The organism is Pseudomonas sp. B21-031, assembly GCF_024748985.1.
Classification (GTDB): domain Bacteria; phylum Pseudomonadota; class Gammaproteobacteria; order Pseudomonadales; family Pseudomonadaceae; genus Aquipseudomonas; species Aquipseudomonas kermanshahensis.
Window position 1 is genome coordinate 5,368,938 of the sequence record NZ_CP087181.1, and the last position, 24,913, is coordinate 5,393,850.

Below are 24,913 nucleotides of genomic sequence, written 5' to 3' on the forward strand. Positions count from 1 at the left end.
CAAGCAAGGTAATTGGCGATTATTTGAACAGCCAGAAACACATTAGCCTGCACTGTCCGCTTCGCGGGTAAACCCGCTCCTACAGGGATCTCACCGGACCCTGTGGGAGCGGGCTTGCCCGCAAAGAGGCCCGCGCAGGTATGAATCAGCGCTTGGCTTGACGCTGGCGCACTGCCTCGAACAAGCAAACACCGGTCGCCACCGAAACGTTCAGGCTGCTGACGCTACCGCCCATCGGCAACTTGACCAGGAAATCGCAATGCTCCCGGGTCAGGCGGCGCATGCCCTTGCCTTCTGCCCCCATGATCATCACCAGCGGCCCGGTCAGGTCCTGCTGGTAGATCTCCTGCTCGGCCTCACCGGCCGTGCCGACCACCCACAGGCCACGCTGCTGAAGCTTTTCAAGCGTGCGCGCCAGGTTGGTCACGGCCACCAACGGAATCACTTCCGCAGCGCCGCAGGCCACCTTGCGCACCACCGGCGTCAGGGTCGCGGACTTGTCCTTGGGCACCACCACCGCCGTGGCACCGGCGGCATCGGCGGTGCGCAGGCAGGCGCCGAGGTTGTGCGGGTCGGTGACGCCGTCCAGGACCAGGATCAGCGGTGGCGTTTCGGTGCGCTCGAGCAACTCCTCGAGCATCAACTCACCCCACACCTGGCTCGGGCTGACCTCGGCGACCACACCCTGGTGCACACCTTCGACCCAGGCATCCAGTTCGCGGCGCTCGGCCTGGCCGACCGCTACGCGGTTTTCTGCGGCCAGCTCCAGCAGCTTCTGCAGGCGCGGTTCGCTGCGCCCTTCCGACAGCCAGACCTGCTTGACCCGCTTGGGGTGGTGCTGCAACAACGCCTGCACGGCGTGTACGCCGTAGATCTTTTCCAGCTGACTCATGACTTGCTCTTGCTCTTGCGGGGCGCACCGGACTTCGGCGGGCCTTTGCGATGCTTGGTCGGCTTGCCGGATGGCTTGCCACCCTTCTCCGACTTGCTGCCGGCACTGCTGCGAGCGTCGGTCATCAACGCCTTCTTCATCTCGCGGCTCTTGCGCACTTCAGCGTTGCGCTGCACGGCATCTTTAGGGAAGTAAGCCTCGGACGCCTCGCTCTTGCGGCTGCGCGGCTTGGGCGTGGCTTTCGCCTCGGTGGCCGGTTGCGGCTGCTCGGGCTTGCCGTCTGCGGACGCTGCGGCGCCACGCTGCTTGCGACCGATCGGCCCGCTGAGGGTCTTCTCGGAGACTTCGAAGTCGATCTTGCGCTCGTCCAGGTCGACGCGCATAACCTTGACTTCGATCGTGTCGCCCAGGCGGAAGCTACGCCCGGTACGCTCGCCGGACAGGCGATGATGAACCGGGTCGAAGTGGTAGTAGTCGCCCGGCAGCGCACTGACGTGCACCAGGCCTTCTACGTAGATGTCCGTCAGCTCGACGAACAAGCCGAAACCGGTCACCGCGGTAATCACACCCGGGAAGGTCTCGCCTACGCGGTCCTTCATGAACTCGCACTTGAGCCAGTTGACCACATCGCGCGTTGCCTCGTCGGCACGGCGTTCGGTCATCGAGCACTGCTCGCCGAGCTGCTCGAGGGTGTTCTCGTCGTACGGGTAGATGCGCGCCTTGGGAATGCTCATGGCGCCAGCACGCTTGACGTGCGGGGTATCCACCTTGGAGCGGATGATGCTGCGGATGGCACGGTGCACCAGCAGGTCCGGGTAACGACGAATCGGCGAGGTGAAGTGGGTGTAAGCCTCGTAATTCAGGCCGAAGTGGCCGTTGTTGTCGGTGCTGTACACCGCCTGGCTCAGCGAGCGCAGCATCACGGTCTGGATCAGGTGGAAGTCTGGGCGCTCGGAAATGCTCGCCAGCAGGGCCTGGTAGTCCTTCGGCGACGGGTCCTTGCCCTTGTGCAGCGACAAGCCCAGTTCACCGAGAAAGGCGCGCAGTTTTTCCAGGCGCTCCGGCGGCGGGCCATCGTGCACGCGGTACAGCGCCGGCACGCCGTGCTTCTGCAGGAACTCGGCGGTGGCCACGTTGGCCGCCAGCATGCATTCCTCGATCAGCTTGTGGGCATCGTTGCGCACGGTCGGGCGGATCTCGGCGATCTTGCGTTGGTCGCCAAAGATGATGCGGGTTTCTTGGGTCTCGAAGTCGATCGCGCCGCGGGTGTGGCGCGCGTCCAGCAGCACCTTGTAGAGCGCGTAGAGGCTCTTCAGGTCCGGCAGGACTTCCTTGTACTCCTCGCGCAGCGCCTTCCCTTCACGGGTGCGGGCATGCTCGAGCATGCTGCTGACTTTGTTGTAGGTCAGGCGGGCATGGGAGTGGATCACGCCTTCGTAGAACTGGTAGTCGACCATCTGGCCGGCTTTGTTGATGGTCATTTCGCAGACCATGGCCAGGCGATCGACGTGCGGGTTCAGCGAGCACAGGCCGTTGGACAGCTCTTCGGGGAGCATCGGCACCACGCGCTCGGGGAAGTACACCGAGTTGCCACGCTGCTGGGCCTCGACGTCCAGGGCAGAACCCAGGCGCACGTAGCTGGAAACGTCGGCAATCGCCACGTACAGGCGCCAGCCACCGGAGAACAGGCGCAGCTTGCCCAGCGGCTCGCAATACACCGCATCGTCGAAGTCACGGGCATCTTCGCCGTCGATGGTGACGAAAGGCAGGTGGCGCAGGTCAATGCGCTTTTCCTTGTCCTTCTCTTCCACTTCGGAGCGGAACTTGCGCGCCTCCTTGACCACGTCATCGGGCCAGACGTGCGGAATGTCGTAGCTGCGCAGGGCAACGTCGATTTCCATGCCCGGCGCCATGTAGTTGCCGATCACTTCGATCACATCGCCTTGCGGCTGGAAGCGCGGGGTGGGCCAGTGCGTGATCTTGATCTCGACGAACTGGCCGATCTTGGCGCCGCCATTGCGACCGGCGGTCACCAGCACTTCCTGCTGGATCTTCGGGTTGTCCGGCGTCACGTAGCCGATACCGCCCTCTTCGAAGTAACGCCCGACCACGCTTTCATGCGCGCGGGAGATGACTTCTACCAATACACCTTCACGGCGGCCACGGCGGTCGGTGCCGGACACACGCGCCAGGGCGCGGTCGCCATCGAATACCAGGCGCATCTGCGAAGGGCTGAGGAACAGGTCGTCGCTCTTGTCATCAGGGATGAGGAAGCCAAAACCGTCGCGGTGGCCGGAAATGCGGCCACAGATAAGGTCCAGCTTATCTACCGGGGCATAGGTGCCACGCCGGGTATAGATAAGCTGGCCGTCGCGCTCCATGGCACGCAGGCGGCGGCGCAGGGCTTCAATCTGGTCTTCCTCGTACAGACCGAATTCTGCCGCCAGCTCCTCGCGGGCGGCCGGCTCGCCACGATCGGCAAGACGCTGGAGGATCAGCTCACGGCTGGGGATAGGGTTGTCGTATTTTTCCGCTTCGCGAGCGGCCTCGGGATCGAGGGATTGCCAATCGGCCATCAGAAGGGGTTCACCTTGGGGTATATAGATAGGAATTCTGGCATAGGCGTATTGAAACCGGAAATGACAGCCTTGGACAGCCCCCCGGCGATGAGCCGAGGAAGGTGTAATAGGGCTGAAGAATCAACAAGTTGAAAAATTTGAAATTTTTTTTGATCAGGGGGTTTACAGCCCTCAGGACCGTCCGTATAGTGCGCACCACAACGACGGACAGACGACGTTGTAGTTGAGATGAAACGCGATGTAAAGCATCATGTGACCTCGACGAAATGTGTGCCCAGGTGGCGGAATTGGTAGACGCGCTGGTTTCAGGTATCAGTGACTTAACGGTCGTGGAAGTTCGAGTCTTCTCCTGGGCACCAAGTATTATCAAGTAATAGATGACCAAGGATCTATTACTACTGTGTGAAAGCGAACGATAGTCGCCTTCACCAGCTGATGTAAAGCTTTGCCCAGGTGGCGGAATTGGTAGACGCGCTGGTTTCAGGTATCAGTGACTTAACGGTCGTGGAAGTTCGAGTCTTCTCCTGGGCACCATATAAAAACCCACTAGCTTGCTAGTGGGTTTTTTCTTGCCTGCGTTTTTTGCTCCACCCGCTACGCCCTCCCCTCCGGCCAAAAAATTCAGCTGCTCGACGATCGTCTGCCCATGAATTTCTTGTCACACGGCCACTTGAGAAACGATTTCGTTTACCATTGTTTCCAAATATGTAGCCGTAAGCGAGGAAGTACCCGCATGACGATCCGTCCGCAACCGCTGATGCGCACCCTGGCCGCCGCTGTATTGAGCCTGGTGATCGGCGCCCCGGCCGCCATGGCAGACGCCCCGGTCACACTGACCATGTACAACGGCCAGCACAAGGAAATCGGCGAGGCCATCGCCAAGGCCTATGAGGCCAAGACCGGCATTCACATCAATATCCGCAAGGGCAGCAGCAACCAGCTGGCCAGCCAGATCATCGAAGAAGGCGAGCGCTCGCCGGCCGACATCATCTATACCGAAGAGTCGCCACCCCTGAACAACCTGGGCGAGCTGGGCCTACTGGCGAAAATCGACGACGCCACCCTGAACATGCTGCCCAAAGAATACGTAGCCGCCAACGGCACGTGGATGGGCGTCACCGCGCGTACCCGCGTGGTGGTGTTCAACCCGAAAAAGATCGATGAGAAAGACTTGCCGCAATCGGTCATGGACTTCGCCGACCCTGAATGGGATGGCCGTGTCGGTTTCGTGCCGACCAGTGGCGCCTTCCAAGAACAGGCTGTAGCCATCCTCAAGATGCACGGGCGTGATGCGGCCGAAGAGTGGCTGACCGGCCTTAAGGCCTTCGGCAAGACCTACACCAACAACATGGTCGCCCTGAAGGCTGTTGAAAAAGGCGAAGTCGCCGCCGTACTGGTGAACAACTACTACTGGTATGCCCTGGAGCGTGAGCGCGGCAAGCTGGATTCCAAGCTGTATTACCTGGCCGACGGCGATGCAGGTGGCCTGGTAACCATCTCCGGCGCCGCCGCGGTCAAGGCCAGCAAGCACCCGAAAGAAGCCCAGGCCCTGCTCAACTGGATGGCCAGCGAAGAAGGCCAGCGTGTGATCACCCAGACCACTGCCGAGTATCCGCTGCACAAGGGCATGGTTTCTGACCGTGGCCTGAAGCCCTTTGAAGACCTGCGCCCACCGAAGATCTCCCCGGCCGACCTTGGCAATGCCGAAGAAGCCCTGGAACTTGAACGTGAGGTCGGTCTGCTCTGATGACTGCCGCCCTGTCCGAGCCGGCGCCGGTACGTTTCGTGCCGCGCCGCAAGCGCCCCTCGATCTGGGTGGTGCTGCCTGTGCTGTTCCTGGTGGCAATGAGTTTGCTGCCACTGGCGTATGTCGCCCTCAAAGCCTGGGAAGCAGGCTGGCGAGAAGCCCTGCACCTGCTGTGGCGCCCGTTCGTCTGGGGCCTGATGCGCAACACCTTGATGCTGATGTTCGGGGTGACGCTGGTGTGCATGGTGGTCGGCCTGGCCCTGGCCTGGCTGCTCGAACGCAGCAACCTGGCGGGGCGTCGCCTGTGGGGCGTGGTGCTGTGCCTGCCGTTTGCAGTGCCATCATTCGTCAGCAGCTTCACCTGGGTGTCGCTGAGCTCGGACTTCGAAGGCCTTGGCGGGGCCATTCTGGTCATGGCCTTGTCCAAGTATCCGCTGGTGTTCCTGCCGGTGGCAGCCACCCTGCGCAACGTCGACACCTCGCTTGAAGAGTCGGCGCGTACGCTGGGGTGCAGCCGTTGGGGCGTGTTCATCAAGGTGACCTTGCCGTTGCTGTGGCCCTCGATGCTGGGCGGCGCCCTGCTGATTGCCCTGCACATGCTGGTGGAATTTGGCGCACTGTCGATCCTCGGCCTGCAGACCTTCACCACGGCGATCTACCAGCAGTTCGAACTGGAATTCAGCAACGCCAACGCGGCGATGCTTTCGGCCGTGCTGCTGGCGCTGTGCATGATCATGTTGTGGCTGGAACTGCGCGTGCGTGGCAAGGCCCGCCACGTTCGTATCGGCCAAGGCGTTGCGCGCCGCGCACAGCCTGTGCACCTGCGCGGCTGGGCGCCCTTGGCGCAGCTGTTCTGCGTAGGCCTGGCGGTGCTGGGCAGCGGCATTCCGCTGGCCATGCTCGGTTATTGGCTGAGTGTTGGCTCGTCGGCGGCGTTCCCGGTCGCCGAAATCTCCAAGGCACTGCTCACGTCGTTGTCGGTGTCGCTTGGCGGCGCAGGGTTCTGTGTGTTGCTGGCATTGCCGATCAGCTTCCTGGTGGTGCGCTACAAGGGCCGCCTGGCGATCTGGGCTGAGCGCCTGCCGTACCTGCTGCATGCCCTGCCGGGCCTGGTGATCGCGCTGACGCTGGTATTCTTCGCCCTGCACTACGTGCCTGCGATGTACCAGACCACTGCGCTGTTGCTGCTGGCCTACGCACTGCTGTTCCTGCCGCTGGCCCAGGCGCCGGTACGCACCGCCTTGAACAAGGCTTCGCCGACGCTCGAAGAGGCTGCCCGCACCCTGGGCGCGAGCAGCTTCACCGCGTTCTGCCGGGTGACCTTGCCGATCATCTTCCCGGCCCTGGCCGCGGCCTTCGCCCTGGTGTTCCTCGATGCCATGAAAGAGCTGACGGCCACACTGCTGCTGAGCCCGACCGGCATGACCACCCTGGCCACTGAGGTCTGGGCCCATACCGCCAACGTCGAGTTCGCGGCAGCGGCGCCATATGCGGCACTGCTAATCGTGGTATCGGGGTTGCCGGTGTACCTGCTGACCACACGGATGTACCTCAACAAGGCGTGAGTTTTGTAGGAGCGCCCCCCCTCAAAGGGGGCGTTACGCCCTGAACTGCCCCAGGCTGGCCCGCAGTTGCGCTGCCAGGTCATCCAGTACCTTGCTGCTGGCCGTGGTCTGCATCACCACTTCAGCCGAGCGTTCGGCCTGGGCGTGGATGGTCTCCACCCGGCCGCGCACCGCTTGCGCGCCGTGCGCTTGCTGTTCGGCCGCGCGGGTAGCCAGCCCGATCGCTGCATGCACTTGCTCGACCGCCGCCTGCACCGACTGCTGGCGGCGCTCGTTCTCGCGCAACACCAACAACCCTTCGCTGGCCTTGAGCCCTGCCTGACTGATAGTGGCAACGGCCTCCTTAGCACCTTTCTGCAGCGCAGCAATATGCGCCTGGATATCCCCGGTCGAGCTTTGCGTCTTGCTCGCCAACGCGCGCACTTCATCAGCCACCACGGCAAAGCCGCGCCCCGTCTCGCCAGCACGCGCCGCCTCGATGGCCGCATTCAATGCCAACAGGTTGGTCTGTTCGGCAATGCCGTGGATCACTGTCAGCACCACCTCGATCTGCTCACTCTGCTTGGCCAGCCGTTCGATCACATGCGAGCCGGTTTCCACCTGCCCTGCCAAGCTTTCGATCAGGCCGGCGAGCTGGGTCGAAGTCCGGCTGTTCTCCTCCGTGGCCTGGCGAATATCCACCACTTGTTGCAAGGCGGACTGCATGGCATGGCTCTCGGCTTGGGCTTCGTCGGCCATGCTCGACAGGTCACGCAGGCTGGCGGCCACTTCATCGCGCTGCAGCGCAGCCGCGGCGTCAGCACCGGCATTGCGCTGGGCCATGGCGCCAATCTCGACACCCGTACGCTGCGCCACCTCACCGGCCTCGCGGACGATGGGCTGCAACTTGTCGACGAAACGGTTGACCGCCGAGGCCATGTCACCGATCTCGTCGCGACTGTCGAGGGTCACGCGCTTGGTCAGGTCACCCTCACCGGCAGCCAGGTCGTTCAGGGCGGTGATCAACAGGCGCAGCTTGCTGAGCACCCGTCGACCAAGCACCAACGCGACTACCAGCAACACGCCAAGGCCCACCAACACCAGGCCCAGGCCAATACGCCAGCGCAGCTCGGCAGCAGCTTCACGCACCGTCTGCGCGGTATTGGCCTGCATCGCGGTGGCACTGCTCTGGGCAGTCTCCAGGCGTTCGCGCAGGGTCTTGCCGCTGTCGGCGGCGGCGGCCCCGAGGCTGTCACCCACCAGCTGCTCACCACTGGCGATCAAGGCGGCGAAGCGCTGGTCAAGGGCCGCGAGCTCCTGATCGACGCCAGCCGTGGAAACGCCCATCAGCACCTTGCCGATCTCCGCACCATTGGGGTTGATCGACGCTTCGACGAAATACACCGCCGGATCGCGGCGAGCCGCATCGATCACCTTGTCCAGCGCCCGCTCGCCCTGCCCCTTTTCCATCAACGCCTGGTTGATCGGGTTTTGCCGGTTGAGGTAGCGGGTCAGGTGCTGGCCCTGGGCGTCGTCGTAGACCACGAACAGCACGTTGGGATTGCGCTGAGCGCGACGGGCGAAGTCAGAGAGCACCGGCACATCGTTGTCCCAGATAGCCCGCGGGGCGACCGAGGCCAGCAGTTCGGCCATGTCGTTGGCAGAATCCTTGAGGTTCTTTTCCAGCGTGGTGCGCAGTTGCTGCTGCTCGCTTTGCAGGCGTGTCGACAACCCTGCGCTCAAACGCTGACGGGTGCTGCTAGACAGGCTATCGAGCCCCGAACGCACATCCTGCCCGGCCTGCTCCAGCTCGCTGGCCAGCTTGCGGCTGTCATTGCCCAATCGCTCACCCAGGTCGGCCTCCAGCGCGGTGACCGTGCTTCGGGTCAGCGCAACGGCCACCAGCACCTGCACCAAAAGAGCGATACCAAGGGCAACAAACACAGGCCGCAAAAGGCGGCTTCGTAACAGTGAGAGGATGGCAGACACGGTGTAACCCTCGTGTTTTCTGGCGCCACTATTTTGATGGCAACTACAGAAACTTCTTACAGCAAGGGTTATGCCGGGAACAGCAGGGATATGTGCCAAGGTCTAGCAAGGTGCAGGCCTACAAATGAAAACGCCGCGACCCCTTTCAGGGCCGCGGCGTCAGATCAGCCGTAAAAGCGGATCAGGCGAACGGATGACGCAGCACGATGGTCTCGTTGCGGTCCGGGCCGGTGGAGATGATGTCGATCGGCGCACCGACCAGCTCCTCGATGCGCTTGATGTAAGCGCGAGCAGCTTCTGGCAGCGCTTCCAGGGTCTTGGCACCCAGGGTCGACTCGCTCCAGCCTGGCATCTCTTCGTACACCGGCTCCAGGCCGATGTAGCTGTCGGCGTCGGAAGGGGCGTCGATGACCGCACCGTTCTCGTTCTTGTAGCCAACGCAGATGTTGATGGTTTCCAGGCCGTCCAGTACGTCCAGCTTGGTCAGGCAGATGCCCGAGATGCTGTTGACGTCGATGGCGCGACGCAGGATAACGGCATCGAACCAGCCGCAACGACGGGCACGGCCGGTGGTCGAACCGAACTCGTGACCACGCTTGGCCAGGGTAGCGCCGGTTTCATCGAACAGTTCGGTCGGGAACGGGCCGGAACCTACGCGCGTGGTGTAGGCCTTGGTGATACCCAGGATGTAGTCCAGGTACATCGGGCCAACGCCGGAACCGGTGGAGATACCGCCGGCAGTGGTGTTGGAGCTGGTGACGTACGGGTAGGTACCGTGGTCGATGTCCAGCAGCGAGCCCTGGGCACCTTCGAACATGATGTCCTTGCCGGCGCGACGCAGGTTATGCAGCTCGGCGGTGACGTCGAGCATCATCGGCTTGAGCTGCTCGGCGTAGGCCATGCACTCGTCCAGGGTCTGCTGGAAGTCGATGGCCGGCTCTTTGTAATAGTTCACCAGCTGGAAGTTGTGGTAGTCCAGCAGCTCACCGAGCTTGGCAGCGAAACGCTCACGGTGGAACAGGTCGCCAACGCGCAGGCCCCGGCGTGCGACTTTGTCTTCGTACGCTGGGCCGATACCACGGCCGGTGGTGCCGATCTTGGCTTCGCCACGGGCTTTCTCGCGGGCCTGGTCCAGGGCCACGTGGTACGACAGGATCAGCGGAGCAGCCGGGCTGATGCGCAGGCGCTCACGCACCGGTACGCCCTTCTCTTCCAGCTTGGTGATTTCACGCATCAGGGCATCTGGAGCAACGACCACGCCGTTGCCGATCAGGCACTGAACGCCTTCACGCAGGATGCCGGACGGAATCAGGTGCAAAACGGTTTTTTCACCGTTGATCACCAGGGTGTGGCCCGCGTTGTGGCCACCCTGGTAGCGCACTACGGCGGCAGCATGTTCGGTCAGCAGATCGACGATCTTGCCTTTGCCCTCATCACCCCATTGGGTGCCCAGGACGACGACATTCTTACCCATTACATTGGTCCTCATTCACGCAAACTTGGTTGCCGGCCTTTTGCCGACGCAGAAACTCAATGGGTCAGCGGCAGTACCTGCCAGCGCCCGTCTTGCTGAATCAATTGCCGATCACAATCCGCCTCGAGAGCAGCACTCAACGGCTGGCCAGGCAAAGCCTGAACCACACGCTGGCCCTCGCTGCGCAACTGGCAGACCTGCTGCCAGAGGGCCGCGTCACCACTGTCGGGCATCCAGATGCCGCCAGTTGGCAATACGACCTCCGCTCGCCCCAGTGTGACCAGGGTCTTCAAATCCGTGGAGAAACCAGTGGCCGGGCGTGCCCGGCCGAAATCAGCGCCGATATCGTCATAACGGCCGCCCTGGGCGATCGATTGACCTTCGCCCGGCACGAACACGGCGAACACCACACCGGTGTGGTAGTGGTAGCCACGCAGCTCGCCGAGGTCGAAGTACAACGGCAGGTCTGGGTAGCGCGACGCCAGGCGATCAGCGATCGCCAAGAGGTCGTCCAGCGCCGCCAGCACACTGGCCGGGGCACGGCCCAGGCGCACGCGGGCTTCGGCCAGCACTTCACGGCCACCACACAGCTCGACCAGAGCGCGCAGCATGTTGCCCAGGTCTTTCGGCAGGTCGGCGGTCAGTGCCTGTACTTCGTCGACCGACTTGCGCTGCAGGGCGTCGAACAGCTGCTGCTCGACCGCGCCGGACAGGCCAGCGGCACGCGCCAAGCCACGGTAGATACCGACATGGCCGAGGTCCATGTGCACGTCGGCGACATCCGTCAGTTGCAGCGTGGCGAGCATCAGGCTGATGACTTCGACATCGCTGGTGGGGCTGGCATCGCCGTACAACTCGGCACCGAGTTGGATCGGGCTGCGCGAGGTGGACAGCGCACGCGGCTGAGCATGCAGCACGCTGCCGGCATAGCACAGGCGGCTCGGGCCTTCACGGCGCAGGGTATGGGCGTCGATACGCGCCACCTGCGGGGTGAAGTCGGCGCGGAAGCCCATCAGGCGACCGGACTGCGGGTCGACCACCTTGAAGGTGCGCTGATCCAGGTCCTGGCCGGCGCCGGTCAACAGCGACTCCAGGTACTCGATATGCGGGGTGACGACCAGTTCGTAGCCCCAACTCTGGAACAGGTCCAACACCTGGCGACGCGCGATCTCGATGCGCGCAGCCTCAGGTGGCAGTACTTCCTCGATGCCATCTGGCAGCAGCCAGCGGTCTACCGTTGCCATTACGCCATTTCCCCTCTGGTCCGGGCGGCCTGCCTGTGGCGAGCCGTCAGTAAAGCAGGTATCGCGCACAGCAGCGGGCAGCACTGATCCCAGCGCAGCCACCGTACCCAATACCCTCGAATTGCCTTGCGCGCTGACCAAACCGTCAACTGGCGGCTTGCCAATCAACCTTGCAGACGCAAAAAAGCCGGGAAATTTCCCGGCTGCCTCATCATACACCCCTTTTCATTCAGGATGCACCCCGCCTGGTGTTTTAGCTGCCAGGCGGGGCGGAGCCCCAATGAAAACGGGCTCAGAGCATCAAGGCTTGCTCTTGTCCAGGAAGCGGAAGAACTCGTTCTTCGGGTCCAGGACCAGCACGTCGCTCTTGTTCGAGAAGCTCTCGCGGTACGCCTGCAGGCTACGGTTGAACGCATAGAAATCAGCGTCCTGGCTGTAGGCCTTGGCGTAGATGGCAGCCGCCTGGGCGTCGCCGTCACCGCGGGTTTCTTCAGCTTCACGATAGGCTTCGGCCAGCAGTACACGGCGCTGACGATCGGCATCCGCACGGATACCTTCGGCCAGCTCGTTACCTTTGGCGCGATGCTCGCGGGCTTCACGCTCACGCTCGGTGCTCATGCGATCGAACACGCTGCGGTTAACTTCCTTCGGCAGGTCGATGGCCTTGACGCGCACATCGATGACCTCGATACCCAGCTCTTTGTTAGCCATGCGGTTCAGCGAAGCGGTGATGTCAGCCATCAGCGCGTCACGTTCACCGGAAACCACCTCGTGCAGGGTACGCTTACCGAACTGGTCACGCAGGCCGCTTTCCAGACGACGCGACAGACGCTCATCGGCGATCTGCTTGAGGCCGGAAGTGGCGGTGTAGAAGCGCTCGGCATCCTTGACGCGCCACTTGGCGTAGGCGTCGACCATGACCGCTTTCTTCTCCAGGGTCAGGAACCGCTGGGTCGGAGCATCAAGGGTCATCAGGCGGGCGTCGAACTTGCGCACCTGGTTCACGTAAGGAACCTTCACATGCAGGCCTGGCTGAACATCAGCCTGAACCACACGGCCGAATTGCAGCAATACGGCACGTTCGGTCTGCGACACGATGTAGAAGCAGTTCCAGGCCACGACGGCCAGCACCACAGCGGCGATCAGGGCGATCAGCGATCTATTGCTCATCAGCGGCTCTCCCTAGTGCGCGGCGGCTGTTGTTGCTGTTGCAGGTCCTGCGCCGCACGCGCGGCCGCATCGTTGACCGACGCAGATACACCACTGGCCGGTGCGGACGTGTTGCGGCTGCCTTCGACCATCTTGTCCAGTGGCAGGTAGAGCAGGTTGTTCTGCCCGTCCTTGGTAGCCACCATGACCTTGCTCGAGTTGCTGTAGACCTCTTGCATGGTTTCCAGGTACAGACGCTGACGGGTGATGTCCGGCGCCTTGTGATACTCGGTCACCAACTTGCTGAAGCGGTCGGCCTCACCCTTGGCGCGAGCGATCACTTCATCGCGGTAACCGTTGGCGTCCTCGATGATGCGCTGGGCCTGACCACGGGCTTCTGGCACCACGCCATTGGCGTAGGACTCGGCCTGGTTGCGGGCACGCTGCTCATCTTCGCGAGCACGGATCACGTCGTCGAAGGCTTCCTGCACTTCACGCGGGGCTGCCGCGCTCTGTACGTTGACCTGGGTGACGGTGATACCGGTACGGTAGTTGTCGAGGAAGCGCTGCAGGCGTTCGCGGATATCCACGGCCATTTGCTCACGGCCTTCGGTCAGCACTTGGTCCATGGAGGTGGAACCCACCACATGGCGCAGGGCACTGTCGGTCGCATGCTGCAGGCTCACCTCTGGCTGGTCGACGTTGAGCACGAAGTCCTGCAGGTTGGTGATCTTGTACTGGACGGTCAGCGGTACCTCGACGATGTTCTCGTCTTCGGTCAGCATCTGCCCCTGCTTGGTGTAGGCACGCTCACGCGTGACGTTTTCCATGTACTTGCGATCGATGGGCGGGAAGTAGATGTTCAGGCCGGGACCGACCGTCTCATAGTACTTGCCGAAGCGCAGCACTACGGCCTGCTCCTGCTCGTCGACCACGTACACGGCGCTGTACAGCCAGATGGCAGCCAACACCGCCAGGCCGATGCCCAGCAGGCCGTAGCCGCCACCCTTGCCGACATTGCGGTCACCGCCGCCACGTTTCTTGCCGCTGCCGAACATGCCGTTCAGGCTGTCCTGCAGTTTGCGGAAGGCCTCGTCCAGATCCGGCGGGCCTTTTTTATCGCCACCACCGCCGCCGCCACCACGGCGACCGCCCCAGGGATCCTGATTGTTCGAGTTGCCACCCGGCTCGTTCCAAGCCATAGCGCTCTCCATCTGATAAAGCAAAGACGCGCCCACGGCGCGCCGTCCAATGCTACAGAATGCCTGTCACTGCTGCCCGGCGACCTCGACGAGCATTTATTGCAAAGTGTGTTGCTCGACAAACATTTGCGGCTCCATGCCTTCGCGGCTGACCAGACGATTCAACTCGACCTTGGGCAGTCGCACGCTCAGCAGGCTGCGCCCTTCTTCATCATGCTCTTCACTCTGCACGGCACCCAGGGCAAAGAATTGCGCGCGCAAGCGGGCAAAACGCTGCTCCAGGCACAGGGTACCGACAAACAGATCATCCCCCAGCAACTCGGCAATCGCCTGGCCAACCAGCTCCAGGCCACGCCCATCGCGTGCCGATACCCAGACCCGCTCCGGCTTGCCATCGGCATCGCGCTGGATCTGCGGCTCGACATCTTCGAGCAGGTCGAGTTTGTTATAGACCTCAAGGATCGGCAAGCCTTCGGCACCGATCTCGCCCAATACCGCCAACACCTGCTCGATCTGCTCCATGCGGTCTGGCTCATGCGCGTCGATCACATGCAGCAGCAGGTCAGAGTTGCTCGACTCTTCGAGCGTAGCCCGAAAAGCCTCGACCAGCTTGTGCGGCAGGTGACGAATGAAGCCGACGGTGTCGGCCAGCACGATCGGCCCAAGGTCGTTCAGCTCGAGCCGGCGCAAGGTCGGGTCGAGGGTGGCGAAGAGCTGATCGGCGGCGTAGACCTCGGATTGGGTCAGGGCGTTGAACAGGGTGGACTTGCCGGCGTTGGTGTAACCCACCAGCGAAACCGACGGGATCTCGGCGCGGCGCCGGCCGCGACGGGCCTGCTCGCGCTGGCTGCGCACCTTCTCTAGGCGTGCCTTGATCTGACGCAGGCGCACCCGCAGCAGGCGGCGGTCGGTTTCAAGCTGAGTTTCACCCGGGCCGCGCAGGCCGATACCGCCTTTTTGCCGCTCAAGGTGAGTCCAGCCGCGTACCAGTCGCGTGCTCATGTGCTCGAGCTGGGCCAGTTCGACCTGCAGCTTGCCTTCATGGGTACGCGCCCGCTGGGCGAAGATATCCAGGATCAGCCCGGTGCGATCCAGCACGCGACACTCGAAGACACGTTCGAGGTTGCGTTCCTGGCTGGGCGTGAGGGTGTGATTGAAAATCACCAGATCGACCTCATCGGCTTTGACTTGGTCGCGTAGCTCTTCGACCTTGCCGCTGCCAATCAGGTATTTGGCCGTAGGCTGATGCCGTGAAATGGTCACCAGCGAGACGATGTCCGCCCCGGCCGACAATGCCAACTCCTGAAACTCCTGCGGGTCTTCGCGCGCCTCAGGGTTCTGACCTTCCAAGTGAACGAGCAACGCCCGTTCACCACCACCGTGGCGCTCAAAGAACAATGCAGGCTCCTATCAGGCGTTGCCTGGCTCGCTGTCACCGTGTTCGGAATCGGACGGGCTTGGCAGGCGAACCGGACGTGCAGGAACCACGGTCGAAATAGCGTGCTTGTAGACCATCTGGCTGACAGTGTTCTTCAGCAGCACAACGAACTGGTCGAAAGATTCGATCGAGCCCTGCAGCTTGATCCCGTTGACCAGGTAGATGGAAACCGGAACCTTTTCTTTTCTCAAAGTGTTCAAGTAAGGGTCTTGTAGCGAATGCCCTTTTGACATATGCCGCACTCCTGTAAGGATAAATAATAGAAAATCAAGAAAATCGATAAATTAGGCCGCCCCTTCGCAAGAATAGACGGCAATTAGCAGGGACTCAGCTCAATATGGAGACGCTTCCCAGGTATTTCAAGGTGCGGGACAGATTGTCGCAGGCAAGGCTGTCAAGCCAGTGCACGTCAGACCAACCGCGCAACCAGGTGAACTGCCGCTTGGCCAGCTGGCGAGTGGCAATGATACCGCGTTCTCGCATCTCATTCTCACTTAGCCTGCCGTCGAGGTAGTCCCAGACTTGCCTGTACCCCACTGCCCGTATAGACGGCAACCCGGCGTGCAAGTCACTTCTGGCTCGCAGCGATCGGACCTCGTCGATGAAGCCCTGTTCCAACATCTGCGAAAATCGTAACGCAATTCGCTGATGCAAAATGTGACGATCTGTAGGAGCGATCGCCAAACTCGCGACAGTATAGGGCAAATGTCCGCCAGCGCCTGCGTCTGCGCCGCGACTTTCCGCGAATTGACGCTGGCGATGAGCCGTCATGCTCTCGCCGCTCACCCGGTAAACCTCAAGCGCACGGATCAGCCGCTGGGGGTCATTCGGATGGATGCGCGCCGCCGACTCAGGGTCCACTTCGGCCAACTGGCGGTGCAGCTCGACCAGGCCTAGCTCCCGGGCCTGCGCTTCGAGTTCGGCACGCACGCTGGCGTCGGCCGGCGGCATGTCAGCCAAGCCATCGATCAAGGCCTTGTAATACAGCATGGTGCCACCCACCAGCAGCGGGATCTTGCCCCGTGCGGTGATTTCCGCCATGGCTTGCAAGGCATCGGTGCAAAAGTGCGCGGCAGAGTAGCTTTCGGCCGGGTCGAGAATGTCGATCAGCCGGTGCGGGTGCGCGGCCAGCAGTTCCTTGGAAGGCTTGGCGGTACCGATGTCCATGCCACGGTAGACCAGCGCCGAGTCGACACTGATCAACTCGCAGGGCAGGACCTTGGTCAGCTCGATGGCAAGGTCAGTCTTGCCGGCCGCCGTCGGACCCATGAGAAATATTGCTGGGGGCTTGCCGCTCATGTCATCGACCGCGCAGGAAAAGTTTGTCCAGGTCGTCCAGGCCCATTTGGGTCCAGGTCGGTCGGCCGTGGTTGCACTGGCCGCTGCGCTCGGTGCTTTCCATGTCGCGCAGCAGTGCGTTCATCTCAGGGATGGCCAAGCGCCGGTTGGCGCGCACGGCGCCGTGGCAGGCCATGGTGCCGAGCAGTTCGTTGAGGTGCGCCTGAATGCGGTCACTGGTGCCGTATTCCATCAGGTCGGCGAGCACATCCTGCACGAGGCGGTTGGCCTCGGCTTGCTTGAGCAACGCCGGGATCTGCCGGATCGCCAAGGTCTCCGGGCCCAGGCGCTGCAACTCGAAGCCCAGGCGTTGGAACCATTGGGCGTGCTCTTCGGCGCAGTCAGCTTCGCGCTGGCTCAAGGCCAACGACTCAGGCACCAGCAGCGGCTGACCGCTCAGGCCTTCGCTGGCCATGGCCACCTTGAGCCGCTCGTACATGATCCGCTCATGCGCAGCGTGCATGTCCACCAACACCAGGCCGACAGCATTCTCGGCCAAGATGTAGATGCCCTTGAGCTGAGCCAGGGCATAACCCAGCGGTGGAATGTCACCCTGGCTTTCCGGCAGCGACGAAGGCGCAGCCGCGCCATCGTTCAGCGGCTTGTAGAACTCGCGATAGACCGCTTGCGACTCGGCGGCCGGCAGTGGCTGCGACGGACGCGGGCTGTACTGGGACTGATAGCCCGAGCCACTGCCACCATTGGAAATCGAAAACTGCGGCGCACGAGGCTGCTCAAGCACCGGCGAGGCCAGGCGCATCTCGCCTTGAGGGCCAAATTCACCGGCCTGCTGACCACTGGGGCGGACGATGTCGGCAGCCGCAGCGGGCGCAGCCAACTGGTCCTCGGGGCGCACGTCGGCCAGGGCGCGGTGCAAGGTGCCATACAGGAAGTCATGCACCGAACGCCCTTCACGGAAGCGCACTTCGTGCTTGGTCGGGTGCACGTTGACGTCCACGCCGTTGGGCTCGAGTTCGAGGAACAGCACAAAGGTTGGGTGCCGGCCATTGAACAGCACGTCGCGGTACGCCTGGCGCACGGCGTGGGCGACCAGCTTGTCGCGCACTGCCCGGCCATTGACGAAGAAGTACTGCAGGTCGGCCTGGCTCCGCGAGAATGTCGGCAGCCCCACCCAGCCCCACAAACGCAGGCCGTTGCGCTCGACATCGATGGGCAGCGCCTGCTCCATGAAGCCCGGCCCGCAGATAGCGCCGACGCGCCGCGCACGTGCGGTTTCATCGTGGGCCTCATGCAGGCTGAGGATGCTCTTGCCGTTATGGCGCAGGTGGAAGCCGACATCGAAGCGGGCCAGGGCCAGGCGACGGATAACTTCCTGCAGGTGATCGAATTCGGTTTTCTCGGCCTTGAGGAACTTGCGCCGGGCCGGGGTATTGAAGAACAGGTCACGCACTTCCACTGAGGTACCGACCGGGTGCGCAGCCGGTTGCACGCGCGGGGTCATGTCGCGGCCTTCGGTCTCGACCTGCCAGGCTTCGCTGGCATTGGCCGTGCGTGACGTCAGGGTCAGGCGCGCCACCGAGCTGATCGAGGCCAGGGCCTCGCCGCGGAAACCCAGGCTCAGTACGCCTTCGAGGTCTTCCAGTTCTCGGATCTTGCTGGTGGCGTGACGGGCCAGCGCCAGCGGCAGGTCATCGGCAGAAATCCCGCCGCCATCGTCACGTACCCGAAGCAGCTTGACGCCGCCCTGCTCGACTTCGACATCGATGCGCCGGGCACCGGAGTCGAGGCTGTTTTCCAGCAACTCCTTGGCCACGGAGGCCGGGCGCTCGACCACCTCCCCCGCAGCAATCTGGTTAGCCAGCCGCGGGCTGAGCAGCTGGATGCGTGAACCACCACTCATTGCTGCGAAGCCAGGGTAGTGGCCGGCACGTCGAGACGCTGGCCGACTTTCAGCTCATCGGTCTTGAGGCTGTTTGTGCTGCGCAGGCTGGCCACGCTGACCTGATAGCGCACCGCGAGCATGGCCAGGGTCTCACCTGGGCGCACCGTGTGTTCACGTGGGCCGGCCGCAATTTTGCCGGTGTCGCGCAGCCAGGCAATGTAAGTGCCCGGCGGTGGGTTTTGCTGGAAGAACTGGCGCACGCCGGTATGGATCGAGCGGGCCAGGGCCTGCTGATGGCTGCGGGTGGCCAGCTTGGCGGCTTCGTTGGCGTTGGAGATAAACCCGGTTTCAACGAGGATCGACGGGATATCCGGCGACTTGAGCACCATAAAGCCTGCCTGCTCCACACGCTGCTTGTGCAGCGAGGTGATGCGGCCCATGTTGCCCAACACCTTCTGGCCCACATTGAGGCTGGAGCTGAGCGTGGCGGTCATCGACAGGTCGAGCAACACGCCTGCAAGCATACGGTCCTTGTCGTCGAGGCTGACGTTGCCGGCGCCGCCGATCAGGTCGGAGCGGTTTTCCGTGTCGGCCAGCCAGCGTGCGGTCTCGGACGTGGCGCCACGGTCGGACAATGCAAAGACCGAGGCACCGAAGGCGGCCTTGGACGGCGCGGCGTCAGCGTGGATCGAGACGAACAGGTCGGCACCCTTCTTACGGGCGATTTCGGTGCGTTTGCGCAGCGGGATGAAGTAGTCACCGGTGCGGGTCAGCTCGGCGCGGAAGCCTTTTTCGCTGTTGATCTGGCGCTGCAACTCCTGAGCGATCTGCAGGACGATGTCTTTTTCATGCTGGCCGCGCGAGCCGGAAGCGCCCGGGTCTTCGCCGCCATGGCCGGCGTCGATCGCGACCACGATGTCACGTTTGCCGCTGGGCACCGGTGGCAGCTTGATGGCCGGCTGGGCCGGGCTGACCGGCACCGCAGGCGTGGTCACCGGCGTTTGCACTGGCGTCGGCGGCGGAGGCGGTGTACTGGCAGCGACTGCGTCGGCTTCCTGGTCGTAAAGGTCGACCACCAGGCGGTTACCGTACTGGGCATTGGGCGCCAAGGTGAAGCTCTTGGGCGTGACCGACTTTTTCAGGTCGACCACCACACGCAGGTCGGTAGGCGTACGCTGGGCCGAACGCACGCTGCTGATCGGCGTGTTGGACGTCGCTACGTTCAACGGCGCGGCCAGGGTCGCACCATTGATGTCGATGACCAGGCGGTCTGGCGCGCTGAGGGTGAAGACGCTGTGCTGCACGGGGCCAGACAGGTCGAAGACCAGCCGCGTGTTGTCCGGCGCGCGCCACAGGCGCATGCTCTTGACTTGAGTGACGGCCAGAGCGTCAACGGTCACCGTTGTCAGCAGCAGCCCAACGATGGCGACCAGTGCGCGTATGCGCATACCTACCCCACTTACAGTTTTAGTGTTTGCCCAGTGCAACGCACCAAGCCTCGCCGCGAGCCCCCTGCGGCGAAAGGTTCAGCGAGCGTCCGCTCGCTTGGGGGCTTATGGTAATGGTCAGGTCAGGCTTTGGCAAAACGCCCGCACCCTTTTGTGGCCACTCGAACAGGCACAGCGCATCGCCCTCGAAGTAGTCACGTATGCCCATGTACTCCAGCTCCTCCGGATCGACCAGGCGATACAGGTCGAAATGGAAAGCACGCACCTCACCCATCTCGTACGGTTCGACCACGGTAAAGGTCGGGCTCTTGACTGCACCAGTATGGCCCAAGCCACGGATCAGGCCACGCGAGAGCGTGGTCTTGCCCGCCCCCAGGTCACCTTCGAGAAAAATCACGCCATGACCGCCGGTCACTTCGGCAAGCCGCGCACCAAACGCGACCATGGCCGCTTCATCGGCCAGAAACAGGTTTAAGCCAGACACGCAGAATGCTCCTCCAACAACTCACGAATGACCGGCGCCAGATCACTGGCTGCCAGGCCTCTACCTTTGACGCCCAGGCGCTCGCCCGCACAGGCATGCAGCCACGCCCCCAAGCAGGCGGCCTCCCAGGCCCCCAAGCCTTGAGCCAGCAGCGCCGCCAGCACGCCGGTCAACACATCGCCCAGACCAGCGCCGGCCATGGCCGGGTGCCCACGGTCACACCGCGCCAGCTGCCCGCTCGGGTCGGCCACCAGGGTACCGGCGCCCTTCAGCACGCAGACGCTGGCATAGCGGCGGGCTAGCTTGCGCGCAGCACCTGGGCGGTCGGCTTGCACGGCCTCGGTGGAAATCCCCAGCAACCGCGCCGCCTCACCCGGGTGCGGGGTGAGGATGCTGCCGCTGGGCAGGGCCAGGGGCGTGCGCGCCAGCAGGTTCAAGGCATCGGCATCCCAGACCTGCGGTTGCTCAGCGTTGGCCACTGCCGACAACAGGCTACGGCCCCACGCCGCCTGCCCCAGCCCCGGGCCGACCACCAGCACCGAGGCACGCTCCAGCACGCCCATCAGCTGATTGGCCGAGCTCACGCCCAGGCACATGGCTTCCGGCAGGCGGGCCAGGCTTGCGCCGACATGTTCAGGCCGCGTCGCCACACTGATCAACCCGGCACCACAGCGCAGCGCGGCTTCGGCACTCAGTAGCACCGCACCGCCCGTACCGAGGTCGCCGCCAACCACCAGCACATGGCCGAAGTCACTTTTATGGGCATGCGCAGGCCTTGCCGGCAGGTGCGCGACGGTCACGCTGCTGAGCAGTTGCGGGGCATGAGCGGGTTGTTTGGTCTGGGGCATGGGGTCAAAGGCTCCAATGTCTGGCAGAATTATACGCACCTGAGCCCGTATTGCCTGCCCATCCATGTCCGCTTGCACACTTGACCTCGCCGCCCTGGCCCAATCCATCAAGATCTGGGGCCAAGAACTCGGTTTTGCCCATGTCGGCATTGCCGGGGTGGACCTTGGCGAGCACGAAAAGCACCTGCAGCGCTGGCTAGACGCCGGCTATCAGGGCGAGATGGAATACCTGGCCGCTCACGATGGCAAACGCGCACACCCCGACCAGTTGATCCCCGGCACGGTACGGGTGGTCTCGCTGCGCATGGATTACTTGCCCGGCGACACGCAGATGGCGCAACGCCTGGCCCAGCCGGAAAAGGCCTACGTGTCGCGTTACGCCCTTGGCCGCGACTACCACAAGCTGGTGCGCAAGCGCGTGCAGCACCTGGCCGATCGCATCCAGGAAGCCATCGGCCCGTTCGGCTACCGAGCCTTCGTCGACAGCGCCCCGGTGCTGGAAAAGGCGATTGCCGAGCAAGCCGGGTTGGGCTGGATCGGCAAGAACACCCTGCTGCTCAACCGCAAGGCCGGCAGCTACTTCTTTTTGGCCGAGCTGTTCGTCGACTTGCCGTTGCCGGTGGACGACGCGCACACCAGCGAGCACTGCGGGCGTTGCGAGGCGTGCCTGGACATCTGCCCGACCAAAGCCTTTGTCGGGCCGTATGTGCTGGATGCCCGGCGCTGTATTTCCTACCTGACCATCGAGCTCAAAGGGGCGATCCCCGTCGAGTTGCGCTCGATGATGGGCAACCGGGTGTTTGGTTGCGACGACTGCCAGATCGTCTGCCCGTGGAACCGCTTTGCCCGGCCCACACAGGAGCATGACTTCCAGCCCCGGCATGGGTTGGAAAATGCCGCGCTGGCCGAGATGTTCTTGTGGGACGAGAAGACCTTCCTGCGCAAGACCGAAGGCGGGCCGTTGCGGCGCGCGGGTTATGAGCGCTGGTTGCGTAACCTGGCCGTGGGGTTAGGCAATGCGCCTTCGACGATCCCGGTGATCGAGGCCCTGAAGGCACGGCGCGAGGATGCCTCGGCGCTGGTGCGCGAGCATGTGGAGTGGGCGCTGGAACGGCACGGTATCCAGTAGCCACGCCATCCCTGTGGGAGCGGGTTCACCCGCGAACACCGGCAGAGCCGGTGCCCTACGCCGCGGTGCCTGCTTCGCGGGTAAACCCGCTCCCACAGTGACCGCGTCGCACCTGAAGGCGGCTCTATTGCTGGTCGTTGTAGTGGAACTTGGGCATTTCCCAGTGGAACCGGATCGCCAGCAAGCGCAGCAGAAACCCGCCAAACAAGGTCAGCAACATGGCCTGCTCTGCTGGTAACTGGAAGTGCACACACCCCAGATAGAACCACGCCGCCGCGAACGACACACTGGCATACAGCTCACGACGGAACACCAGCGGGATGTCGTTACAGAAGATATCGCGCAAGATCCCCCCGAATACCCCGGTGATCACGCCGCTGATCGACGCCACCAGCATGCCCTGCCCCATCTCCAGCGCCGTCATGCAACCGATCAAGGTAAAGGCCACCAACCCCAGGGCGTCTAGCACCAGGAACATCGAGCGCAAGCGGCGCATCATGGGGGCGATGAAAATCGTCAGCAGTGCCGCGCAACTGGTCAGCACCAGGTACTCGGGGTGCTTGACCCAGGTCAGCGGGTAATGCCCGAGCAGCACGTCGCGTACCGAGCCGCCACCCAGGGCCGTGACGCAGGCAATCAGCACCACGCCGAACCAGTCCATGCCGCGGCGGCCGGCAGACAACGCGCCGGTCATGGCTTCAGCGGTGATGGCAATGAGGTAGAGCATCAACAACATGGTGCGAGTCCGTGCGAGAAAGGCGCGCAGTCTAACCAGTTGCCCAGGGCACCAAAAGAGGGCACAGACACAATATCTGCGCCCTCACGCTTCACACCTTGATGAAGTGCTCGCGGTAATGGCGCAGTTCGGCAATCGACTCGCGGATATCGTCCAGCGCCAAGTGGGTGCCACCCTTCTTGAAACTGTCGCGCACATTCGGCGCCCAGCGTGCGGCCAGCTCTTTAAGGGTCGAGACGTCGAGGTTGCGGTAGTGGAAGTAGTTTTCCAGGTTGCGCATGTGGCGATACAGGAACCGGCGGTCCTGGCAGATGCTGTTGCCGCAGATCGGCGACTTGCCTTTGGGCACCCATTGCTCGAGGAAGGCGATGGTCTGGGCCTCGGCCTCGGCCATGCTGACCTTGCTCTCGCGCACGCGCTGGGTCAGGCCCGAGTTGCCGTGGGTACGGGTATTCCATTCGTCCATGCGCGCCAGCACTTCGTCACTGTGGTGAATGGCGATCACCGGGCCTTCGGCCAGGGTGTTCAGATCGCTGTCGGTGACAATCGTGGCCATCTCGATGATGACGTCGCTGTCCGGATCCAGGCCGGTCATTTCCAGGTCGATCCAGATCAGGTTCTGTGGGTTTTGCATGCAGGGGCTCCTCGTATAGGCCGTCATAGTAGCCTAGCGAGTGCGGCGGGCGCATGTGCGGCGCGCGGTGCAAAGGTAAGCAGAATGGTCGAGCGCCCGGCGTGCTAAACTGCCTGCCGTTTTCAATCTGTCCCAGCACGGAATCTTCATGGCCAAACGCCAGCTCAATCGTCGCCAAAACTGGCGTATCGAAAAAATCCAGAACGAGCGCGCCGCTCGCGCCGCCAAACGCGAGCAGCACACGCTGCAGGAGCTGGAAGGCGGCGACCTGGGGCCAGAGCAACTGGGCCTGGTGATCGCGCACTTTGGGGTGCAGGTCGAAGTCGAGGCCCAGGACGGCGACGTAGCTGGGCAGATCTTCCGCTGCCACCTGCGGGCCAACCTGCCTGCGCTAGTCACCGGCGACCGCGTGGTCTGGCGGGCGGGCAACCAAGGCATCGGCGTTATCGTCGCGCAGATGCCGCGCAGCACCGAGCTGTGCCGGCCAAACAACCACGGCCAGCTCAAGCCGGTGGCGGCCAACGTAGACCTGATCGTGATCGTCTTCGCGCCAGCCCCCGAGCCCCACCCGAACCTGATCGACCGCTACCTGGTAGCCGCCGAACACGCAGGCATCCGCCCGTTGCTGCTGCTGAACAAGGCCGACCTGATCAACGACGAGAACGCCCCGGCGTTGCAGGCGCTACTCGAGGTCTATCGCGACCTCGGCTACCCGCTGCTGGAGGTTTCGGCCCACCAGGGTGACGGCATGCAGCGCCTGCAGCAGATGCTGGACGGGCACATCAGCGTGTTCGTCGGCCAGTCGGGCGTGGGCAAGTCGTCGCTGGTCAACAGCCTGCTGCCCGCTGCCGACACCCGCGTCGGCGACCTGTCTGAATGGTCGGGCCAAGGCACGCACACCACCACCACCGCGCGCCTGTACCACTTCCCCAACGGCGGCGACCTGATCGACTCGCCGGGTATTCGCGAGTTCGGCCTGGGCCATGTCAGCCGCGATGACGTGGAAGGGGGGTTCATCGAGTTCCGCGACCTGTTCGGCACCTGCCGCTTCCGCGACTGCAAGCATGACCGCGAGCCGGGCTGTGCGCTGCTCAAGGCGCTGGACGAAGGCCGGATCAAGCAGCAACGCATGAACAGCTACCGCTCGATCATCGCCAGCCTGCCAGAAGACAGCTACTAACCCGCCTGATCTGTA

The 24,913-nt window shown here is 63.2% G+C and carries 20 protein-coding genes, 2 tRNA genes and 1 pseudogene; 6 read left to right on the forward strand and 17 right to left on the reverse strand.

The window, feature by feature from the left end:
• Positions 1-145 precede the first annotated feature (145 nt).
• Both rlmB and rnr read right to left on the reverse strand, forming a co-directional pair.
• On the reverse strand, positions 146-892 hold the full coding sequence (rlmB, locus tag LOY53_RS24040; protein ID WP_027592540.1) for a 23S rRNA (guanosine(2251)-2'-O)-methyltransferase RlmB: 747 nt from the start codon (positions 890-892) through the stop codon (positions 146-148).
• Entirely contained in the window at positions 889-3,468 is a 2,580-nt protein-coding gene (gene rnr, locus LOY53_RS24045) for a ribonuclease R (RefSeq protein WP_085272311.1), read from the reverse strand. The genes rlmB and rnr overlap by 4 nt, the downstream gene beginning before the upstream one ends.
• A gap of 275 nt (positions 3,469-3,743) precedes the next feature.
• Here rnr and LOY53_RS24050 point away from each other — a divergent pair.
• The 4 genes from LOY53_RS24050 to LOY53_RS24065 all read left to right on the forward strand — a co-directional run bounded on the left by LOY53_RS24050 (position 3,744) and on the right by LOY53_RS24065 (position 6,783).
• Positions 3,744-3,830, forward strand: a tRNA-Leu gene (locus LOY53_RS24050).
• Between the two features lie 88 nt (positions 3,831-3,918).
• A tRNA-Leu gene (locus LOY53_RS24055) sits at positions 3,919-4,005 on the forward strand.
• 199 nt (positions 4,006-4,204) lie between these two features.
• The gene (locus tag LOY53_RS24060) at positions 4,205-5,218 is read left to right on the forward strand and encodes an extracellular solute-binding protein (RefSeq protein WP_085272310.1); all 1,014 of its coding nucleotides are present in this window, start codon (positions 4,205-4,207) and stop codon (positions 5,216-5,218) included.
• On the forward strand, positions 5,218-6,783 hold the full coding sequence (locus tag LOY53_RS24065) for an iron ABC transporter permease (protein WP_252825999.1): 1,566 nt from the start codon (positions 5,218-5,220) through the stop codon (positions 6,781-6,783). Before LOY53_RS24060 ends, LOY53_RS24065 begins: the two co-directional genes overlap by 1 nt.
• Before the next feature lie 33 nt (positions 6,784-6,816).
• On the opposite strand, the gene LOY53_RS26965 is transcribed toward LOY53_RS24065, so the two are convergent.
• From LOY53_RS26965 to LOY53_RS24125, 13 genes and pseudogenes are all read right to left on the reverse strand, one after another.
• Positions 6,817-7,701, reverse strand: a complete 885-nt coding sequence (locus LOY53_RS26965) for a methyl-accepting chemotaxis protein (RefSeq protein WP_408981383.1) — start codon at positions 7,699-7,701, stop codon at positions 6,817-6,819.
• Between the two features lie 21 nt (positions 7,702-7,722).
• Positions 7,723-8,415: pseudogene (locus LOY53_RS26970) on the reverse strand (methyl-accepting chemotaxis protein); the annotation flags it as partial.
• 517 nt (positions 8,416-8,932) lie between these two features.
• On the reverse strand, positions 8,933-10,225 hold the full coding sequence (locus LOY53_RS24075; protein ID WP_027592535.1) for an adenylosuccinate synthase: 1,293 nt from the start codon (positions 10,223-10,225) through the stop codon (positions 8,933-8,935).
• Between the two features lie 56 nt (positions 10,226-10,281).
• Positions 10,282-11,469, reverse strand: a complete 1,188-nt coding sequence (locus tag LOY53_RS24080) for an ATP phosphoribosyltransferase regulatory subunit (RefSeq protein ID WP_027592534.1) — start codon at positions 11,467-11,469, stop codon at positions 10,282-10,284.
• Positions 11,470-11,769: 300 nt separating this feature from the next.
• Positions 11,770-12,639, reverse strand: a complete 870-nt coding sequence (gene hflC / locus LOY53_RS24085; RefSeq protein ID WP_027592533.1) for a protease modulator HflC — start codon at positions 12,637-12,639, stop codon at positions 11,770-11,772.
• Positions 12,639-13,820 carry an FtsH protease activity modulator HflK gene (hflK, locus tag LOY53_RS24090; RefSeq protein ID WP_252826001.1) on the reverse strand — a complete coding sequence of 394 codons (1,182 nt, stop codon included), beginning with the start codon at positions 13,818-13,820 and terminating at the stop codon, positions 12,639-12,641. Before hflK ends, hflC begins: the two co-directional genes overlap by 1 nt.
• Before the next feature lie 96 nt (positions 13,821-13,916).
• On the reverse strand, positions 13,917-15,218 hold the full coding sequence (gene hflX, locus LOY53_RS24095) for a ribosome rescue GTPase HflX (RefSeq protein ID WP_099455491.1): 1,302 nt from the start codon (positions 15,216-15,218) through the stop codon (positions 13,917-13,919).
• A 12-nt stretch (positions 15,219-15,230) separates the two neighbouring features.
• Positions 15,231-15,491, reverse strand: a complete 261-nt coding sequence (hfq, locus tag LOY53_RS24100; protein WP_003258160.1) for an RNA chaperone Hfq — start codon at positions 15,489-15,491, stop codon at positions 15,231-15,233.
• A 94-nt stretch (positions 15,492-15,585) separates the two neighbouring features.
• Positions 15,586-16,557, reverse strand: coding sequence for a tRNA (adenosine(37)-N6)-dimethylallyltransferase MiaA (miaA, locus tag LOY53_RS24105; protein WP_238215759.1), 972 nt, complete (start codon positions 16,555-16,557; stop codon positions 15,586-15,588).
• Position 16,558: 1 nt separating this feature from the next.
• Complete coding sequence (gene mutL, locus LOY53_RS24110; protein ID WP_252826002.1) at positions 16,559-18,457, reverse strand: DNA mismatch repair endonuclease MutL; 1,899 nt, start codon at positions 18,455-18,457, stop codon at positions 16,559-16,561.
• Positions 18,454-19,887 carry an N-acetylmuramoyl-L-alanine amidase gene (locus LOY53_RS24115; RefSeq protein ID WP_027592528.1) on the reverse strand — a complete coding sequence of 478 codons (1,434 nt, stop codon included), beginning with the start codon at positions 19,885-19,887 and terminating at the stop codon, positions 18,454-18,456. Before LOY53_RS24115 ends, mutL begins: the two co-directional genes overlap by 4 nt.
• 19 nt (positions 19,888-19,906) lie before the next feature.
• On the reverse strand, positions 19,907-20,371 hold the full coding sequence (gene tsaE, locus LOY53_RS24120; RefSeq protein ID WP_085272304.1) for a tRNA (adenosine(37)-N6)-threonylcarbamoyltransferase complex ATPase subunit type 1 TsaE: 465 nt from the start codon (positions 20,369-20,371) through the stop codon (positions 19,907-19,909).
• Positions 20,359-21,219 (reverse strand): NAD(P)H-hydrate dehydratase, encoded by an 861-nt coding sequence (locus LOY53_RS24125; protein WP_252826003.1) that lies wholly within the window; start codon positions 21,217-21,219, stop codon positions 20,359-20,361. Before LOY53_RS24125 ends, tsaE begins: the two co-directional genes overlap by 13 nt.
• Positions 21,220-21,283: 64 nt before the next feature.
• Here LOY53_RS24125 and queG point away from each other — a divergent pair, with 64 nt between their 5' ends.
• Positions 21,284-22,348 carry a tRNA epoxyqueuosine(34) reductase QueG gene (gene queG, locus LOY53_RS24130; protein WP_252826004.1) on the forward strand — a complete coding sequence of 355 codons (1,065 nt, stop codon included), beginning with the start codon at positions 21,284-21,286 and terminating at the stop codon, positions 22,346-22,348.
• 124 nt (positions 22,349-22,472) lie between these two features.
• Here the strand turns inward: queG and LOY53_RS24135 are convergent, their stop codons facing one another.
• Positions 22,473-23,084 (reverse strand): trimeric intracellular cation channel family protein, encoded by a 612-nt coding sequence (locus LOY53_RS24135; protein WP_027592524.1) that lies wholly within the window; start codon positions 23,082-23,084, stop codon positions 22,473-22,475.
• 91 nt (positions 23,085-23,175) lie between these two features.
• A complete protein-coding gene (orn, locus tag LOY53_RS24140; protein ID WP_252826005.1) occupies positions 23,176-23,718 on the reverse strand; it encodes an oligoribonuclease in 543 nt (180 codons plus the stop codon).
• A gap of 148 nt (positions 23,719-23,866) precedes the next feature.
• Here orn and rsgA point away from each other — a divergent pair, with 148 nt between their 5' ends.
• On the forward strand, positions 23,867-24,898 hold the full coding sequence (rsgA, locus tag LOY53_RS24145; protein ID WP_027592522.1) for a small ribosomal subunit biogenesis GTPase RsgA: 1,032 nt from the start codon (positions 23,867-23,869) through the stop codon (positions 24,896-24,898).
• Positions 24,899-24,913: the final 15 nt, after the last annotated feature.